General features: G+C 41.5%; 14 protein-coding genes. 4 read left to right on the forward strand and 10 right to left on the reverse strand.

Translation table 11 applies throughout. From position 1 onward, the window contains the following. Window positions 1-58 precede the first annotated feature (58 nt). The 5 genes from artM to punC form a co-directional block, all read right to left on the reverse strand. Window positions 59-730, reverse strand: coding sequence for an arginine ABC transporter permease ArtM (gene artM / locus L4D09_RS18720; protein ID WP_428459045.1), 672 nt, complete (start codon window positions 728-730; stop codon window positions 59-61). Then, the gene (gene artQ, locus L4D09_RS18725; RefSeq protein ID WP_428459046.1) at window positions 727-1,398 is read right to left on the reverse strand and encodes an arginine ABC transporter permease ArtQ; all 672 of its coding nucleotides are present in this window, start codon (window positions 1,396-1,398) and stop codon (window positions 727-729) included. Before artQ ends, artM begins: the two co-directional genes overlap by 4 nt. Window positions 1,399-1,401: 3 nt before the next feature. Beyond that, complete coding sequence (locus L4D09_RS18730) at window positions 1,402-2,133, reverse strand: arginine ABC transporter substrate-binding protein (protein ID WP_428459047.1); 732 nt, start codon at window positions 2,131-2,133, stop codon at window positions 1,402-1,404. An 81-nt stretch (window positions 2,134-2,214) separates the two neighbouring features. Beyond that, window positions 2,215-2,943 (reverse strand): arginine ABC transporter ATP-binding protein ArtP, encoded by a 729-nt coding sequence (gene artP / locus L4D09_RS18735; RefSeq protein WP_428459048.1) that lies wholly within the window; start codon window positions 2,941-2,943, stop codon window positions 2,215-2,217. A 299-nt stretch (window positions 2,944-3,242) separates the two neighbouring features. Further along, complete coding sequence (gene punC / locus L4D09_RS18740; protein WP_428459049.1) at window positions 3,243-4,451, reverse strand: purine nucleoside transporter PunC; 1,209 nt, start codon at window positions 4,449-4,451, stop codon at window positions 3,243-3,245. Window positions 4,452-4,556: 105 nt separating this feature from the next. On the opposite strand from punC, the gene punR reads away from it, so the two are divergent. Beyond that, window positions 4,557-5,459, forward strand: coding sequence for a DNA-binding transcriptional activator PunR (gene punR, locus L4D09_RS18745; RefSeq protein WP_428459050.1), 903 nt, complete (start codon window positions 4,557-4,559; stop codon window positions 5,457-5,459). A gap of 93 nt (window positions 5,460-5,552) precedes the next feature. Here punR and L4D09_RS18750 read toward each other — a convergent pair whose 3' ends face one another. Continuing rightward, complete coding sequence (locus tag L4D09_RS18750) at window positions 5,553-5,786, reverse strand: DUF2986 domain-containing protein (protein ID WP_428459051.1); 234 nt, start codon at window positions 5,784-5,786, stop codon at window positions 5,553-5,555. Between the two features lie 1,194 nt (window positions 5,787-6,980). Here L4D09_RS18750 and L4D09_RS18755 point away from each other — a divergent pair. Together L4D09_RS18755 and L4D09_RS18760 are read left to right on the forward strand one after the other, a co-directional pair. After that, complete coding sequence (locus L4D09_RS18755) at window positions 6,981-10,370, forward strand: ImpA family metalloprotease (protein WP_428459052.1); 3,390 nt, start codon at window positions 6,981-6,983, stop codon at window positions 10,368-10,370. A gap of 99 nt (window positions 10,371-10,469) precedes the next feature. After that, complete coding sequence (locus tag L4D09_RS18760; RefSeq protein ID WP_428459053.1) at window positions 10,470-12,734, forward strand: carbohydrate-binding protein; 2,265 nt, start codon at window positions 10,470-10,472, stop codon at window positions 12,732-12,734. A 151-nt stretch (window positions 12,735-12,885) separates the two neighbouring features. On the opposite strand, the gene L4D09_RS18765 is transcribed toward L4D09_RS18760, so the two are convergent. Continuing rightward, window positions 12,886-13,794 carry a LysR family transcriptional regulator gene (locus L4D09_RS18765; RefSeq protein ID WP_428459054.1) on the reverse strand — a complete coding sequence of 303 codons (909 nt, stop codon included), beginning with the start codon at window positions 13,792-13,794 and terminating at the stop codon, window positions 12,886-12,888. Between the two features lie 196 nt (window positions 13,795-13,990). On the opposite strand from L4D09_RS18765, the gene L4D09_RS18770 reads away from it, so the two are divergent. Then, on the forward strand, window positions 13,991-15,175 hold the full coding sequence (locus tag L4D09_RS18770; RefSeq protein WP_428459055.1) for an MFS transporter: 1,185 nt from the start codon (window positions 13,991-13,993) through the stop codon (window positions 15,173-15,175). 74 nt (window positions 15,176-15,249) lie between these two features. On the opposite strand, the gene L4D09_RS18775 is transcribed toward L4D09_RS18770, so the two are convergent. Genes L4D09_RS18775 through L4D09_RS18785 form a run of 3 tightly spaced genes read right to left on the reverse strand, consistent with a single transcriptional unit; the run spans window position 15,250 to window position 18,204 of the window. Then, window positions 15,250-15,870 (reverse strand): CDP-alcohol phosphatidyltransferase family protein, encoded by a 621-nt coding sequence (locus L4D09_RS18775; protein ID WP_428459056.1) that lies wholly within the window; start codon window positions 15,868-15,870, stop codon window positions 15,250-15,252. Further along, window positions 15,864-16,523, reverse strand: a complete 660-nt coding sequence (locus L4D09_RS18780; protein WP_428459057.1) for an ATP-binding cassette domain-containing protein — start codon at window positions 16,521-16,523, stop codon at window positions 15,864-15,866. Before L4D09_RS18780 ends, L4D09_RS18775 begins: the two co-directional genes overlap by 7 nt. Next, the gene (locus tag L4D09_RS18785; RefSeq protein ID WP_428459058.1) at window positions 16,489-18,204 is read right to left on the reverse strand and encodes an ABC transporter permease; all 1,716 of its coding nucleotides are present in this window, start codon (window positions 18,202-18,204) and stop codon (window positions 16,489-16,491) included. Before L4D09_RS18785 ends, L4D09_RS18780 begins: the two co-directional genes overlap by 35 nt. Between the last annotated feature and the right edge of the window lie 35 nt (window positions 18,205-18,239).

Here is an 18,239-nt window from a genome sequence, read left to right on the forward strand (position 1 = left end):
CTCTGTTTCGATAACGTAGAAGGCCTGCGGTTGAGCAGGCCTTCTTATATTTATTGGTTTATCTTGCAGTTTCAAACGCCAAAGCTCTTTTTTCAACTTGACGGAAAACAAGTGTGAGTAGCCCATTAACCACGAGATAGAATGCCCCCGCGACACTGAACACCATCAGTGTGTCATAAGTTTGGGCATTAATGCGCTGCGCATAACCCATGATATCCATTATGGTAATGGTGCTTGCGAGGGAAGTGCCTTTAAACACTAAGATTACTTCATTGGAGTAAGCCGGGATTGCCCGACGGATTGCATAAGGTAATAGAACACCAAGAGTGGGTTTTGTGCCCATGCCAAGGGCTCTACATGCTTGCCACTGCCCTGAAGGAATAGCATTAAAGGCGCCTTTAAACAGCTGAGTACTGTATGCCGCGGTATTTAAAGCCAGTGCAAGCATCGCACAGAACCAAGGTTGGCTAAGCCAATTCCACAGCACACTTTCTCTAATCCAATCAAATTGACCTGGGCCATAATAAATTAGAAAAATTTGAACCAACAATGGTGTACCAGTGAAAAGGGTGATCAGCCCACGGCTTAACCAATGCAATATTGGTGTACGTAAAATCAAGGTAAGCGTCATTAGCAGGGCGAGTAGGCAGCCAACAAGTAGAGAAACCACAGTGAGTTCAATACTGGTAACAAGGCCTTCCATTAATTGCCAGACATGTTGTTCATTCATGCTGTCGCTCCTTGTACGCTATATTTCTTTTCTATCACTTTCACAACGCGCTGTGTGATTAACGTGATCACAAGGTAAACAGCAGCTGCAGATGCATACCATGTAAAACTTTCATGGGTAGCAGCGGCGGTAAGCTGTGCTTGCTTAAGTAAGTCGGTAACACCAATCAGAGAAACTAAAGCCGTATCCTTCAATAATACTAACCATTGGTTCGTTAAGCCGGGTAGGGCATGACGAACCGCTTGGGGTAAAACGATACGGATAAAAGCAGATGCTTTACTTATACCAAGTGCACTTGCGGCTTCGCGCTGACCATTCGGTACGGCTTTTAATGCCCCCCGTAAAGTCTGTGAAGCATAGGATGCAAAAATAAGTGATAGTGCAATAACCCCAGATAAGAATGGGCTTACCTCAATATAGTCGCCAGTAATTAGAAACAGTACCTGTGTGGAGCCAAAGAAAATAAACAGAACAACTAAGAGTTCTGGTAGCCCACGAAGTAAAGTCACAAAGGCAGTAGTCGGCCATGAAATAACGCGATAGCGAGACATCTCACCACCGGCAAAGGCAATGGCCAAGACTAAACCGACGACAACGCTAACAAGGCTTAGCTGGATGGTGACCCATCCAGCTTCCAATAGCGTCAGTGCATAACCTGATAACGCCATTCTTTACTCACCGAAGTATTTGTCAAAAATCTGCTGGTACTGGCCGTTTTCTTTTACGGTTTTTAGTGCAGCATTCAGCTTATCGACTAGTTCTTGATTGTCTTTGTTTGTTGCAATACCAAAGCCATTACCGAAGTATTCGGTATTTGTTACTTGATCACCCACATAAGCTAAGTTGTCATTTTTCTTGAACCATTCAGCAACGACGGCAGTGTCACCAAATACAGAATCAATTCGACCATTTTGCATATCGATGAATGCATCTTGGTAGCTTGCGTAAGGAACCGCAGTAACGCCAACCATTTCATCCGTTAGGTAGCTTTGGTGTGTTGAGCCATTCTGTACACCCACGCGCTTTCCTTTCAGTGCTTCTTGGCTTTCGACTTTATCTTTAAGTGACACGAAAGCGGCTGAGTTATCATAGTAGGCATCAGTAAAGTTTACGGCCTGCAGACGTTGCTCTGTAATATCGATACCAGAAATAGCTGCATCATAACGACGGAATTTGAGTGCAGGAATTAGGCTGTCAAAAGGTTGATTATGGAATGAACATTTGGCGTCGATGACATCACACAATGCATTCGCTAGATCAACATCAAAGCCTTGAATTTCATTATTTTCATCAACGTACTCAAACGGTGCGTACGTGGCTTCCATGGCAAACTTAATTTCTTCTTGTGCTACAGCGTGCGTTGCAGCTAAACCAATAAGAGAGGCTAGTAGAATTTTTTTCATCGCGATACTCCATGCGTCGTTATGTGCAGCATCGCATTGAGTAATAACGATGCTGATTGGAAAATATAGTATTTATTTCAATTAATGCGTTAAGTACTCAGCAAATTCAGGTGTTGCTGGATTTGTGAATGCTTCATGTGTTCCGTGCTCAACAATGTGACCTTTTTCGAGGTAAAGAACATGGCTGGCAATTTTCTTTGCGAACTCAACTTCGTGAGTTACCACTATTTGGGTAATACCCGTTTCGCTTAAATCTTTGATAATACTTACAACCTGATTGGTGATTTCAGGATCTAAGGCTGCTGTTGGCTCATCAAACAGCAGTACTTCTGGTTTCATCATGAGCGCTCTAGCAATCGCTACTCGTTGCTGTTGACCACCAGAAAGCTGTAAAGGCCAAGCATCAGCTTTATCTGCTAATTGAAGTGTAGTAAGAATTTTCAACGCGTCTTGTGTGGCGTCTTCTTTATTTATTCCTGCTACTTTGATTGGCGCTTCAATCAGATTTTCTAATACGGTTAAATGCGGCCATAGATTATATTGCTGAAAGACCATGCCAACTTTACGTCTTAACTTTAACCCGTCTTTTTCGTTAATCGCTGCGGCAAAGTTAAAGTCTTCATTGGCTATCTGTAGCTCACCGCTATTTGCGGTTTCCAGCAAATTAAGCACTCTGAGTAAAGAGCTTTTTCCTGCGCCACTCGGGCCCAGTAACACTAAGGTCTCGCCTTCATTACAAGTAAAGTTCACATCGTGAAGTACCTGTGTTTCACCGTAGAATTTGTTTATTTGCTTTACTTGAATACTCATGCTTATTTACTGCATTAATTATCGCTTAGTGGCTATATTACCCACAGTGAGATCTTATGCAAGAAAAATGTATAAAAAATCCTTCTTGTTGCACTTTTGTTTAATGTTTGTTCGGCTTTTTGGTTGTAAAAGCGTTTAATTAACTGATTTTAAGCGGAAGAGTTGGAGTATGTGAAAAGGAAGGGGGTTTAATCGCGAGGGTGAGGTGACGAATTAGTCAAAATTAAATCATCTAATAAGCCAGATATAAAAAAGGCTACCAGATGGTAGCCTAATAATTATTCGTTTATATAAAGAGCTTATGCTGTTTGAGCAACAATGTCTGCTTCATTACGTGCTTTAACAACGAAAGCATAGCCGATTAAAGCAAGGAAGCCAGTAACGAACATAGCCGTTGTAACCGTGATTAGGCCATAAACTGCGAAGGCTGAAACCAGACCACTTGCTGCGAAACAAACCATGGTTTGTAGGAAGTTAAGTAAGCCAGCAGCTGTTGCACTACAGCTCTTAAAGTCTTCCAGTGCTTTACTGATGATCAGCGGGTAGATCGCACCATTTGCAACTGCAAGGAAGCAGAATGGAATAAGGATTGGCCAAATTGTTTTCGGCTCAGTGTTAAGTGAAATAAGGAACATCACTGTTACGCTGGCAAAAAACAGTTTTAGGATCCACGGTAGTAGCGTCTGGCTATCGTATTTATTTAGCAGTGCGCGGCAACCGTAGCCACCCACAATAAAGGCAACAGTTTGTGGCGCATAGCTTAGGCCGATATCAGCACCTGAGTAGCCCATGGCTGCCATTACGAAAGGTGAACCTGTTAAGTAAGCAAAAAATGCAGCAGAGCAGGCTGCAAAGATAATCATGTTACCAATGAATTTTTTTGAACTTAGAATTTGTTTATAGTCACGACGTAATTGAACACTGATTTTGTCTTGTTTTTTATTCAAATTAGCGCTTTCAGTTTCTTTCAGTGTCATAACGGCTAAAATTGCACCGAATGCCACTAGCGCAATAAAGATACTACGCCAACCGAATTGATGCTCTAACATTGCACCAGCCATTGGTGCTAGTGCCGGAGATAGCGCAACAAGCGGCATGATGGTTGCGAATACACGCTCTGATACTTTACCTTCATAGCGGTCAATAACAACTGCTTGCCATATTACCGTCGCACTACATGCACCGAGTGCTTGTGCAAAGCGTGCAGCTAGCATTAGCTCAACATTAGGAGCAAATGCACAAAGTACAGAAGCAACGCTAAATAATGTCATACCGCCCAGTAGTACTTTCTTTCGGCCAATACGGTCTGACAGCGGTCCGTAAACCAGCTGACCTAAAGCCATACCTAAAAGGAAGATGCTAAGCGTCAAACCGATAAGTGATTGTGAAGTATCAAAATCTGTTCTGATTACTTCAAAAGCGGGTAGGTACATATCCGTTGCGAGGAAGCCAAGCATACTGAGGCATGCAAACCATAACATGGTGATTTTTGAAGGTTGGTTATTCATAAAAGGATCTTTTTGCTATTTTACTATTGCGGCAAGTTTATACATGGATTAAATACGTGTGAAACGGTAAAATTTCACCATTGCTTTCAAAAAATTTGATTTGATATGTTTTCATACAACGATCTGCAAGTTATTGATGTGGTTGCCCGCCGTGGCAGCTTTTCCGCCGCTGCTGAAGAATTGCACAAAGTACCAAGTGCAATTAGTTACACTGTTCGTGCGATGGAAGAGCGTTTAGCTGTCGATTTATTTGTTCGATTGCATCGTCAGGTACAATTAACACCGGCGGGAGAATATTTTGTTGAGGAAGCAAGGGGGCTACTTAAACAGATGGAGCTACTCCGTTTGCAAACTCAGCGCGTCGCAAATGGTTGGTCGAAAAGTGTATCAGTGGCATTAGATACCGTTGTACGAGAAAGTCGAGTTAACACCCTTGTGCGAGACTTCTATCGCCATTTCCCCGATATTGAATTGCACTTAACCATGGAAGTATTTAATGGCGTATGGGATGCATTAGCTGATGGCCGTGCTGATATTGCTATTGGTGCGACGGCTGCGGTACCAGTTAGCGGCCATTTTGACTACCGCGACATGGGGGTATTAGAGTGGAAGTTTGTCGTATCTCCTGATCATCCATTGGCTAGCTGTGATTACCCTATACCGCCTGAAGAGTTAGCGAATTACCCAGCCATTTGCCTTGAGGATACTTCGAGACTACTACCTAAAAGGGTGACATGGTTGATGGATAACCAACGGCGTATCATGGTGCCTAACTGGCACAGTGCGTTTCAATGTTTAAAGTCTGGGCTGGGTATTACTGTAATGCCGGAGCATATGGCATTACCACGAATAGCGGCGGGTGAATTAGTTGAAAAAGCGTTAATTCATAAACCCGCAGTGAGCCCATGCTGTTTAGCGTGGAATAAGGAAAGCGAGAACCCTGCAATAAAGTGGTTACTGAACTACCTTGGTGATAGCGAGCAGTTGCATAGAGAGTGGATGCGTTAGTGGGATTAAGCAGTAATGAATATAACATTTAGCGAGAAAGCATACTTATATTGAAGTTAGTCACTTTCTCACTAAATCGTCTGACTGCAAGGGTTATGCAGTCGTATTATCGTCAGTCTGACTTTCTTCTGCATTGTTTGCTTCTGTCGTCATTTCGGCAGGCGCTTCGTTCGCATCAAGTGTCGTTTGCTGCGCAGCTTCTTCAGCTTCCATCTTTGCACGCTCTGCTTTAGAGATATAGCGAGGCTTATTGCTACGGTGCAATTTAGAATTTGTTTTCTTCTGCCTTTTCTTCAGCGCTTCGTTAATTTTTTTCTTGCGGTTCATGCGGAGACTCGTCGCTCAATAAAATGAGCGACGATTGTAACGACTCTATGGCTGAAGGCAAGTTTAATCCGCAGTACATACGTTATAGAGATTCTGTGAACAAACGTCGGTATATAAATAGGAGCATAGGGCTCTACAGGTGCTCCATAAGTAAAGTTGAACAACTCTTGGTTGCTGTGGTCTTTTCATCACTAATTAAACGGTATTTACAGTGTTTTCACTGGTATTGGGAGAATTTTTAATCACAAAAGGAATAGTCAACAAGCAAAATATTTAGTTATTAGTCACTAAGGTTAAATGATAACAATATTGTTTTCTTATTGTTATTTTAAATAAATTTAATTATTAGACAGTAACTAATGCTCAATTTAAAAACATAGCTTGTAAGATGAATGGCCACATCCACTTACTTAAGTGGTAACTACTAGCATGCTCAATTTTATTTTATGTCAAGATAACCTTACTTATCATAATTTTCTATTTATAGTTATATATTTATACCGCTCGATTTAGCTATGTATTAAATATGAATAAAAACCGTGCGAGGAGAGTAAAAGTATTCAGAATGGCCTATGATAAATTTAAAATAAACAGCCGCTTAAATAGGTAATGAAAGCCTTGTTAAAGACCTAGTTATATGAGTGGTAGGAGCGTGTTATATGATTTTATCACTGTGTTTAGCTGTTGATTTTAAAGGTTTATTTTGTTTTCGATGCGAGGGTGTTGCCTTGTTTTGCGGTACTAGTATTTAGATGATGGTATATTAAAAAGTCAGACTGAAAATTATCATTTATTACAATATTTCACCAGCCTTAATAGGGGTTATCTTTAATTATAGCCATAGTTATTATTCATTTTTTGCCTTGTTTTTTATTGTGATTATTTATCTGAAGTTTGATGTTAATTCTAAAAATAATCTAATGCAATTAATTGCATTGACGATTGTGGTTTTTTTTTACTAAGATCCTTTAAAAGTGGCTTGTCGTATTACATATTTACTTTGTAAAGTATGAATTACTGTTATCCGCAAAAATAATATAAGTTAACTCATATCAATATAACTTAGTTTTATACTGAGTTGATTGTTATATGGCTAGGGATACCTAAATGAAAATAAATAAACTGACTAGGGCTATGTTATTAGCTGGCCTAGCATCCTGCTTTTCTTATGCAAGCGCAGAAGACTTGTCTGAAGTGCTTGATGCAACTCACGCTGACTTCAAGTCAATGACAGTAAGTGCAACGGATATTGCAGGCTATACAGGTGATGGTTACCGATTTGGCGTTTGGGATCCAAAGGCTTCGCACATGGTGTTTGATTGGGAGGCGCCTAAAGATGGGCGCTATCGTTTGAAGTTACGTTACTCTTCACCTGACGATAGAACTGTTATGATTCGGGTTAAGCGGTTGAGTAATAAAGAAATAAAGGAAAACAATTATTATCCACTTAACCAGACGCTGACTGAGTCGGATTGGCAATATAGTCCAGATGTCTATCTTGATTTAGAGCAGGGAGAATATAGCTTCAGCATTCTTCAATATGGTTATGAAATACCAAATATCGATCACTTGCATATCGAATGGGTTCCGGAAGATATTGAAGAGCCAATCGATCCAAGCTTTCCTATTGATGGTCTTCACCTTACGGCAGAAGATGCAGTACTGGCTGGGAGCACTGTACTACAAACAGCAGAGAGTAAACCATCTGGTACCGGTCATACTGGCGAGGGATTCTTAGAGTTTCCAACTCGATCTGGCGATAGTGCAACTTGGACTGTTGATATAGAAGAAGAGGGCAAATACTTACTATCGTTCCGCCATACCAATGCAAACGATAGAACAATGCAGCTGAGTATTAATGGCCAAGAACCGGTTACAGTGGATTTCCCGAGTACAGAAAAGTGGCGAAACTATGTTGTGAGCGACCCGATTGAACTGGAGTTAAAGTCAGGGGTTAATGCTATTAAACTGGAGACAGAGCAATCACTGGGTCCGCACTTGGATTTTGCAGAGCTCACACTAGATGATGGGGTAGCTGGCGAAGGACGATTTGTCTCGGCTGCAATAGAAGCGGCATATAATAGTGGTGATGTGTCTCATATTGATGATATTGGCGAACTCCATCAACAGATAAGTAAAGATTTGAAAGAGGCTTATAATTCAGGTTTGGCTATAGAAACAGCAAACTATATTTTTGCTGGTGATATCTTGCACAGTATCACCCCAAAAGATTATATCGATCGAATCGAAGCGGATATATGGAACTCATCACAACCAGGGTTCCCAATTATAATTGGTGATAATCATTCAAGTATTTGGACTGCGAGTATTAATAAAGATAGAAAAGCGATAGCCAGTGTAATTCCGAATACTCGATTTTTAACAGAAGAAAGCTATTACCGTTTTATTAAATGGCTTAGTGGGAGAAGTGATGAGTATCTAGAAAATGAAGTTGTCAGTGTCATGAAGGTAGGAAACTCTGGGAGTGAAGATCTCAATGTAGGTACTCCAGAAACTACGGTCGAATTGAATTATATTCCTCAGGACATGAGTGTTCGTCCTGATATACTTCATATTAAAGGTCGGGGGCTTACTGAAGAAGAAGTCGATTTTGCATTGGATATGTTAAGAGTATATCCAGACTTACCTGTTTATTTTGCAAATCAATTTTCTGAACAAGGGGTAATTAAGCAACAGCAATTGCTTTCGATGCTTGGCTTTAGGTATGGCTCACCAAGTAGTGATGTTTCTACATCATATACTGTAGAACAATTGGAAACGAGTTTTGATAAGACGGCATTCAGTAAAGAAATTATTAATCATTATAACCTGAATGAAAATTTAGCGACGGATGAGTTCCCATTTGATTTAAGTGACGGTAATACAGCTGAATTTAAGGCTGCATTTAGTACACCATTATCAACTGTACGCAAGCAGCTAAATACCAATGATAAACTAGCAGAGCCTATTTTTTCTGATAATGAATTGTTTCATTTATCCAAGCTATATGTCTTACTTGGCGATGTGTATCGAGAAAAGATCAACTACCCATTAGATCATAAAAGTGAAGATGAAACACCTTGGCTTCATGCTTGGTTTGCGGACAATACAACTTATTACAATCGAGACTTTGCTTACGGGCAGGCTGATTTAGGTAACTTTTCAGAGCAAATTGAAAACAGACATTTACTGCAAGAGCAAGATATATATATTGAAGCTCGCGAAGGTGTGAGTTGGCACCCAACCGGCGCTTATGCCCATCCCGGGCAACCATTTGAATTAACGTTAAGCAGTAACGCTGCTACTGCGATGGATGTATTTATAAATACCCAACGTACAGGCTCAACCAAAGAATGGGGTAAATACCAGAGACCAAAATACCTTAAATCACCGTTGGTGAAAATATACCCAGGGCAATCGCTGACTTTAACATCGCCTTATGGTGGCCCTATATTCATTGAAGGCAGCCTAAATGATGATATTAGTGTGAAAATCACGAACAGTGGTCAACACCCATTATTTACCGAAGAAACAATAGATGGGTTAGCTGAAGCGGTGGAGGCTTCCCCGTACAGTTGGTCTTATTTAGATCTACGGCGTTTTCAGCTATTTTCTCAAACTGAATATATGTATGGGACTTTACATGAGCGTTATAGTTCGGATCATAACCAGTTACTGAGTGAAATTGATACTTATACAGTGGATAAAGTCAGTGAATTTGGTGGCTTTGTTAGCAATGATATTTCACTCAATGCACAAGTACTTTCTATTTGTGAATCAAAGGGGTTAGATTGTGATAATCAAGATTGGCATAAACGCGCACACACACAAAGAGCTAATCATGACTTTAGTTCTCACTGCGGTGTAGGTTGTTCAGGTAATCCATATGATTCAGCATATAAATTTAGTGCTACAAGCTGGTTAGTTTTACACGAAATTGGTCATAATATTCAAATCTCAGAGATGAATATTAATGGTAAAGGAGGGGAAGTAACCAATAACCTTGTGCCAATGTATGTATATAGAAGCCACCCTGATTATCAGGACTATGTTCGAGTTAGAGATCGCTGGCCTAAAATCTATGGCTGGATGCAAGAAGGGCAAAATGTCGATAATACGACGGAGTACGTGAAGGATAAACTTTGGACTCAAAGTGATAAAGACCAGCTCGCTTTATATATGCAGATGGCCTATGCCTCTGAATATATCGGATATTTAGAGAGCGGTTTTGATATTTACACTTTGAACTATCTACATGCTCGCGAAGTAAGAAATATAGACTCTTGGTCTCAAAATAAAGATAGGTTGGGGTTAAGTCTATATGAAGAAAGGCCTCGCTTAAACGGTAATGATTTTATGTTAATTAGCTTATCTTATTTTACTGGCTATGACTGGAGAGATCTATTCAGTGCCTGGGGGATTCCTGTTTCTGAAACAGCTGACATGCAGGTAGGAACATATAAAAACCCACCGATGGATCTGAAGTTTTATATACCAGAGAATGATCTTGAAGTTCAACCGTATTACCGGAGTTTACCGCTTGATGGTACTACAGAGTGGCAATGGCTAGAGGATATTGATTAGTCGATACAACTAAATTAGGGGCAGAGCCATTTGAATGGCCTGCTTCTAACTAAAACTATTTTAATAAACCAATAAACCAATAAATCACAAGGACGTATTATGAAAATGAAACTATCAGCATTGTTAGTATTCAGTGCTCTGACATCTAACATGGCCAATGCTTATTCTTTACCTGATTACTTTTCTGGTAATGATGACGATTTAGACTCTTCACTATCTCCATTTTTATATTCAGAACCAGTAAAGAATGTAAAAGGGACGAGAAACTCACTCAGCCAGCAAACCTCAGTCCAGAGTGTCAAAACAGTTATACAACCAGATGAAGCTATCTTTATTCAGGGGCTAACGATGGAAACTCGATGGGATGGTTATTCAGGCGACGGATATTTAAAACCTGCAACAAGGAATGATGATGTTGTTAGATGGGAAGTGAGGTCACAAAGCGATTTAGACCATAATATACAATTTAGATACGCAACGAAAAATGATCGAAGCAGTATACTTTTGGTTAATGGGGTTGAACACCAAGTTTCATTTCCTAATACCGAGAATTATGGCCAATGGACAGACACCGCTCCCATTGAGGTAATACTAAATGAGGGGAGTAATATCATTGAGTTAAGATCACTCGATGGTTACATCCCCCATCTTGATAATATGAGCCTAACCCACAATTTAGTTGAGCAGGAAGGGGATTGGCTGCTGGGTGAAAGCAGTGAGATGCTTAAATCTTATTTGCATACCTCGACCGTTGAGGTGAATCAATTTGAACTGTTTTGGGAGTCTGTAAGCCGTAAAGATACGGTTATTGAGCGGTTTGATCCTAACCAAGAGACCACAAGCAATGATGAAAAAAAGGAAGTTGAAGGGCAAACTATAGATAAGATGGCTGTCAGCTTAAATGGTGACATGTTAACCATCGTAAACAAACAGCCTCGCGTGTTTGAAGAGCTAGCTTTTAAAATAGAAAACATTGATGGAAGTGTTTTAGTTTCATATTTAGGCGAGAAAATTGAAGCGCATACAAAAACTGAATTTTCACTTTCTGGAATTAAAGTAAACCCAAATCAGATTCGAAGCATAGAATTTATTGATCCAAGCCCACTAGTAGATTTTGATTTGTCATATTGGGGTGCTCACTATGATGAAGGTGAACGGACATGCCAAAAGAATTGCGGTAATCGTACCCCTGAACAGTTAAGGTTGAATTATGAAGCGCAAATGAGCTTTATGAAGCATTTATATAATCAATCTGATGTTCTTGAGCGGAAATATCAATATTTCCTCAGTCAGTGCAATACGAGTAACTCGTGCCCAAATTGGGATTCATATAATGAAGGGTTAAACTTATTTTCTGAACGTTTGAAAAGAGTAGCAACAAAGGAGATTACCACTTCAATGATATTACTAGAGCTATCAAGTGCTGGTGGTATGGCAAATGGTAAAGATTTATTAATTAAAGAAAATGCCTTAAGAGATAACGGTACTTGGTTAAGCAATGTATTTTCGCATGAGCTTTTTCATAATATGGGTTATAGCCATTCATCTGGCATGGCTTATGGTTGGTCAGATAAATATGCATCTGTAATGAGTGACTACTATAAGGAACGTTTCTCAGATGTACCGTATGAAGATGTTGTTTATGAGTCTAAGCCAGGTGTATTTCAGACGGCAAAACATACTCAAAGGCTTGAGCTTCAACCAGAGAAATATGGTAGTTTCCTAGCTGTGGCGACAAGCGAAGATGAGCAAGGCGTATCAATTAAATTGTATGCTAAGCAGGCGAATAACCTGAAAATGTCTACGTTGCTTTTGCAAGATGAAGGCATTACTAATTACCATGATGTAAATAATAAAGCGCCAGAACAAGGTAACCAATACACGCTTTCCTCTACTAGCGATAAGCCTATTGTTGTGTCTCGAACAAGCAATACGATGAAGAACAATGCACTGTTGATCTTAAAAGCAGAGGATGAAAGGCGGATTGCTGCTGTATCTGTACCGTCTTCCTATGCTGAACCGTTTCATACATCTGAAGACGGAACACGCTTTTACTATGCAAATGATCAACTGAACGTCAATTCACCATCGCGCGGACAGCTACATAATGTTTGTAAGTTATATGGTGATTTTGCAACCGATGAAGAGTACCAAATGCTATTTGATGAGTATGGACGGTTAGATGTGTATCTTGATCAAAATGTTAATGAATTTTGGTCTGCAATGACTGACGAAAGAAGACATACAGATAACTATAATATCAATCGATTTTATAATGACCGAATATCTTTAAGCTGGGAGTTCGGATATATAAAAGGCTATGGTGCGGTTTGTTCCGAGAAGGAAAAAGGACTAAATTCATAGCTTGGATTGTATTATATCGTAGTGGATTATCTTTGCTGTGAATCCCTATTATCGAAAGATAGCTTTTAATATTGCAGGTCAAGCAGCTATCACTGTTCCCCCCTTGTGATAGCTGTTTTTTATCGTCCACTTGAGCATGTGCTGACGAGTTTCAAGCCATTAGCTTTTGGATGAAGGGAAGTTGATCCTGCACTTTGTCTTTAAAATGCTGGGCAGTCGGTGTGACTTCCTGCTTATTCGTATGGAGTAAGGTTTGAATTGTGGGCGATAGGTTGGTTATTGGAATTACTTGGCAGCCAACACTGTGTAGCTGTGTAACGCATTTAGGCACAATCGCGATCCCCAACCCTGCTGCGACAGTCGTAATAACAGTTTGCATACGCGTTGGTTGGTTTACTATTTGGGGTGAAAACCCAGATTGGCGACAAAGTGTGATAATTTCATCAAATAGGCCAACGGCTTCACTCCGGTTAAATAATACAATGGGTTCATGTTCCAGCTCTGTTAGGTTAACAGATGGACCACTGGCTAAAGCATGGCAATTAGGCACTATGACGACCCAAGTGTCAGTGTAAACATGCATGCTGTTAAATTGCTCTTTCATCGGAGAAGGTAGGGGACGAGAAAAGCCTACATCTATTTGTTTGTCTTGAAACGCCTTTATTTGTTCAGAAGCCGTCATTTCGAGTAAGCTGACTTCAACATATGGGTGTTCGGATTTATAATTACGCACGAGATCCGCAATGAACGTCAAACACGCAGAGCCGAGGTAAGCGATCCGCAATGTACCGATTTCGCCCCTTGCGGTACGCTGAGCCTGCTGTTTAGTCAAATGGGCTTGATTAAGCAATGTTGTTGCATCCACCAGTAGCTGTTGCCCTGCGGCGGTGACATGTACTTCTCGTGAGTTCCTCACGAACAGTTTCACGCCTAACTCCTCTTCTAGTGCCGTGATATGGCGGCTAATGGCTGGTTGAACCGTATTCAATTCCCGAGCGGCAGCAGAAAAGTTTTTTAATGTTGCGACAGTAATAAAGCTCTTTAGCGTTTTTAATTCCATTTCCTACCTACATCTCTCTTGGTTGAACAGTACCGTACTGGTTCATTTCGCCGATGCCCCATAGAGTGCGCTAGCTATACGGTTTTGCTATAGCTGCAATCAAATTATATCATTTTTTACATAGCAAGGAGTTCAGTAACCTATGGCAACTCCCGGTTAGACGTTAGCTAGCCAAAGATGACAATAGAGACACGAGATGACCAGTATTGCCACTGTAAGCTTCAGTGAGAAGCCCAAAATAACCAATAGTTTACTGTTTTTGATGGCTACGGCTGTGTCCGCCACAGTTGCAAATTTGTATTACAACCAACCCATATTACCGCTTATTGGTAAAGAGCTGGGTATTGGGGGGGACGCATTAGGTGCGATACCAGCTGCCAGCCAATTTGGTTACGCAGCTGCACTGTTGTTTATATCACCACTTGGCGATAGCATCGCGCGTAAACGTCTTATTGGTATCCTCTCACTTTTTTTAATCACGGCATCAATTTGTGCATTTTCAGCCAATAACTTTCTAGTATTAATTGGTGCTTGTTTTACCATTGGGTTAAGCGCCAATATTACCCAACAGTTGATCCCTTTTGCAGCATCATTAAGTACACCAGAACAGAAGGGACGGGTTATCGGTACCTTAATGAGTGGCCTAACAATTGGTATCTTATTATCAAGGACGGCCAGCGGTTATATTGGCGAGCATTTTGGCTGGCGCGCGGTCTTTATGATGTCGGCTTGTATCGCCATTCTTTTTGCTGCGCTACTGATGCGCTTTTTACCCACTAACCAGCCCACAAATCGCATACCTTATCCTCAACTACTTTTGAGCATGTTCGGGTTGATCAGGCAGTATGGATTATTACGTAAGTCGGCACTTACTGGCGCTTTATGGTTTGCTGCATTCAATGTGTTGTGGGCAACACTTGCTTTGCATGTAAGTGGTGACCCGTTCAATTTTGATGCGCAGCAAGCGGGGCTGTTTGGCATCGTTGCGTTGGCAGGTGTCAGCGGTGCCAAATTCTCTGGCATGTGGGTGTCAAAAGTCGGTTCACGTATGATGATCACTATAGCGTTGAGCTTAATTGCTATCGGCTTTTTAGTTTCAGGACTTTACGGTGATAGCTTAGTGGGACTGATTATTGGCATTATTCTGATTGATTTCGGCGTTTTCAGTGCCCAAGTCTCTAACCAAGTCGCTGTATTTTCGATTGACCCATCAGCCCAAAGCCGGATTAATGGGATCTACATGCTTGGCTATTATTTAGGAGGTGCAGTGGGATCATTGGTCGGCGTAAAAGTATTTGATCACTTCAGTTGGTTCGGTGTATCAGTGCTTAGCTTGATACTTGTTAGTGCCGCAATGGTGGTAAATTGTCGTAAAGGGTGATGGTTGCAATTACGCATCAGTAATGAAGTAATCACGGCAGACTTATTCGTTTGCCGTGATGAGGTTATATATTTTTATACAGTGTGATCGGCTTTCAGCGTGTTGTAGCCAGCCCAAATACGGGTTGTTGTCGTTACCCAGCATAGCGCACCAAAAATCCAAGCAATGAGTGCGAAATGCTGAGGAAATAGGCAGAAAAGGATAAAGCAGGTAATGGTCTCAGTTCCCTCTGTTAACCCACCGATGTAATACAACGATTTCTGTTTATAGACCGGGCTGCTGATATTTCGCTTGCCCGCCATGATGGCAAAGCTAAGAAAACTAGAGCCTGTACCAATGAATGAAAAGATCAGAAAGGCGCCAGCAACCGCATTTGCTTCAGGGTTAGCTAAAACAAACCCGAACGGAATGAGAGAGTAAAAAAGGAAATCGAGTGTAATATCGAGGAAACCGCCGCAGTCCGTGATCCCTTGGCGGCGTGCGATTGCACCATCGAGCCCATCAAAAATACGGTTAATAATAATAAACCCGAGTGCCCAGCCATATTGTTCAAAAGCCAAGGCTGGTAGGGCGAGCAGACCAAGTAAAAAACCAAAGAGTGTTACTTGGTTAGCGGTAATGCCTGCTTTGTCAGGCAGTATAGACAGGGTGTTTAGTGGCCACTTGATTACTTTAATGGCATAACGATCTAGCATGATCTTTCCTCTGTATTTGTTTCATCCCAAGGCCATTGAATAATTTGACCGTTGTAAGGGATATCATCGTCGTCATGAGTGACCATCAAGGCGGGTATTTGTCGAATGGCTATTTGTTCAAAGACAAAATCACGAAACTCTTGTCTTAGGGCTTTATCGAGCTTGCTAAATGGTTCATCGAGTAGAACAGCCTGAGGCTCAGATAGCAGCATTCTCATTAAGCTGATCCTTGCCCGTTGGCCGCCAGATATTTCTGTTGGCATCTTTTCTGCTAGAGCAACCAAGCCGAGTGTCATTAACGTCTTATCAGCAAGCGCCACTCGTTGTGGGTGACGAAGGTTTGCAGGTATGCCAAACATCAAATTTTCACGAATGGTTAAATGTGGGAAAAGTAGATCGTCTTGGAAAACGATGCCTATTTTTCGTTTATCTGGACTCAGGGTTAATACATTGGTTTTATTCAGCTGAACATGCCCGCTATATGTAAACACACTCGAGAGGTGGCCAGCGATAACACTTAGCAGTGTTGATTTACCGCAGCCACTTGGCCCCATAAGAGCGACGACTTCACCAGGCTTAATAGTAAAACTGACTGGTGAGAATAACGCGTGCTCGCGATTACTTATAGTGAGGTTTTCCACAGATAATGTCATCCGTGCTGTTACTCCGTTGTTGCGATTTTTGTTGATAAAAACGGCCAGAAAAATGGCTCGCTGATAATGCGATAGTAAAGAAGACCAAAGGTAAGATGCCTTGAAGTAATCCGTAGATAGCGGTGACTCGTCGATCCTGCCCACTTGCGAGTGCGACCGCTTCAGTGGTCACGGTTGATATTCGTCCAGCACCCAACATTTGTGTTGGTAAGTATTGGGCAAGGCTAACACTCATGCCTACAGCCATTGCCATATAGATGGCGGGCATAATAAGCGGCCGTTTAACCCGCCACCATGTTTGCCAGCTGGTTAGGCCCAAGCTCTTGGCGCATTGATCAAGGCGGTTATCATAACTACGCCAAGGACCATCAAGCGCAAGGTACATGTATGGGAAAACAAAGAAGATATGGCTCCATATCACCCATACAATAAAGTGTTGCCCCGCGATCCAGTATGTACTGATTTGAATACCAAACAGCAGTGACAGTTGTGGTGTGACTAATGGAATAGCAATACACCAAGTTGGGATGCTTTTCTGGAACTTATCTCGATATTCTAGGCAGCAAACGGTCATTATTAGTGCGATAACGCTGCTTATGAGTGCCAACATGATGCTATTACATGCAAGCTCAAAGATCGCCTGAGACTCTTGTTCCCAAAACCTGAGACTGTATCGGCTTGGTGATAAATCAGGAAAACGCCAGCGCTGAGCGATAGACCAGGTAAAGAGTAATGGGGTAAGGATAAGAGGTATTAAGAGCACAAGCCACACAATTAACCGAGTAAGGCTTAACCCCTTGGTTTGTATTGATGATAGAGAGGCGCCATGGAACTGCCATTGACGGTATTTTCTTAAGCATAGCCATTCAGTAACAGATAAGAGTGCTAACCCGAGCATTGTCGTAAAGAGGAGTAGACATGCGCCTACTGCTGCTCTGGGCAACATCGCGAGATCTGGGTCCGTAAACCACTGCCACACGATAACGGATAGGGTAGAAGGGCGGCTGGGGCCGATGATCAGCGCGACATCAACCACAGAAATACCATAAGCAGCTACTGCAAATAGTGGAAGCCTAATTTTTGGCAGCCACTGCGGCAAGATAACCTTAAGCCATGCCTCTCGATTAGAGTATCCAAGCCCATTTGCAACCGCGAGTAGTTTGTTTACTTGTAACTGCTGTAAGACTGAAATGCTCATCAATAAAAGAAATGGAATTTCTTTTATTGCTAAACCCAACAGTAGTCCTAGTCCATAGCGGTCTTGGATCAGGTTGAAACTGTTGGCGGTATTAAAACCAGTGCTTTCTAATAAACGGTATATCCACCCAGAGGGTGCAAGTAAAAAAGCAAAACCAATCGCAAAAGCAACATGAGGCATGGCAAGCATTGGGCTGAGAAAGCGTTCAATTTTTTGCCAACGCGTTGTATTCCAGTATCGACGTAATATAAAAAAAGAGGCTGATAAAGCAAGTAGAGTGCTGCAGACTCCCGTGAACAGGCTTAGCATGAATGACTGCCATAGACCGGGCCAATTTGACACAGTCATGAATGCTGAAAGGTTAGGCTCTACATAGCCTAACGATGGCAGCCAAGATACTGCAGGTAAAACGAGGCCTAATACACCGGGTAGCAACGGAGTAATAAATAGGATTAAGGTTAGGGCGAAGATAACGTGAATCATATTGAACCTAAGTTAGAAAGCTGCCTAAGCAGCTT

Source organism: Photobacterium makurazakiensis, from assembly GCF_050336715.1.
Lineage (GTDB): Bacteria > Pseudomonadota > Gammaproteobacteria > Enterobacterales > Vibrionaceae > Photobacterium > Photobacterium makurazakiensis.

Bases quoted from the DNA above. Each gene is read 5' to 3' on its own strand.
- punC (WP_428459049.1), bottom strand. From the start codon at position 4,451: ATGAATAACCAACCTTCAAAAATCACCATGTTATGGTTTGCATGCCTC.
- L4D09_RS18765 (WP_428459054.1), bottom strand. From the start codon at position 13,794: ATGGAATTAAAAACGCTAAAGAGCTTTATTACTGTCGCAACATTAAAA.
- L4D09_RS18730 (WP_428459047.1), bottom strand. From the start codon at position 2,133: ATGAAAAAAATTCTACTAGCCTCTCTTATTGGTTTAGCTGCAACGCAC.
- artQ (WP_428459046.1), bottom strand. From the start codon at position 1,398: ATGGCGTTATCAGGTTATGCACTGACGCTATTGGAAGCTGGATGGGTC.
- L4D09_RS18750 (WP_428459051.1), bottom strand. From the start codon at position 5,786: ATGAACCGCAAGAAAAAAATTAACGAAGCGCTGAAGAAAAGGCAGAAG.
- artP (WP_428459048.1), bottom strand. From the start codon at position 2,943: ATGAGTATTCAAGTAAAGCAAATAAACAAATTCTACGGTGAAACACAG.
- artM (WP_428459045.1), bottom strand. From the start codon at position 730: ATGAATGAACAACATGTCTGGCAATTAATGGAAGGCCTTGTTACCAGT.
- L4D09_RS18760 (WP_428459053.1), top strand. From the start codon at position 10,470: ATGAAAATGAAACTATCAGCATTGTTAGTATTCAGTGCTCTGACATCT.
- L4D09_RS18770 (WP_428459055.1), top strand. From the start codon at position 13,991: ATGACCAGTATTGCCACTGTAAGCTTCAGTGAGAAGCCCAAAATAACC.
- punR (WP_428459050.1), top strand. From the start codon at position 4,557: ATGTTTTCATACAACGATCTGCAAGTTATTGATGTGGTTGCCCGCCGT.
- L4D09_RS18775 (WP_428459056.1), bottom strand. From the start codon at position 15,870: ATGCTAGATCGTTATGCCATTAAAGTAATCAAGTGGCCACTAAACACC.
- L4D09_RS18780 (WP_428459057.1), bottom strand. From the start codon at position 16,523: ATGACATTATCTGTGGAAAACCTCACTATAAGTAATCGCGAGCACGCG.
- L4D09_RS18785 (WP_428459058.1), bottom strand. From the start codon at position 18,204: ATGATTCACGTTATCTTCGCCCTAACCTTAATCCTATTTATTACTCCG.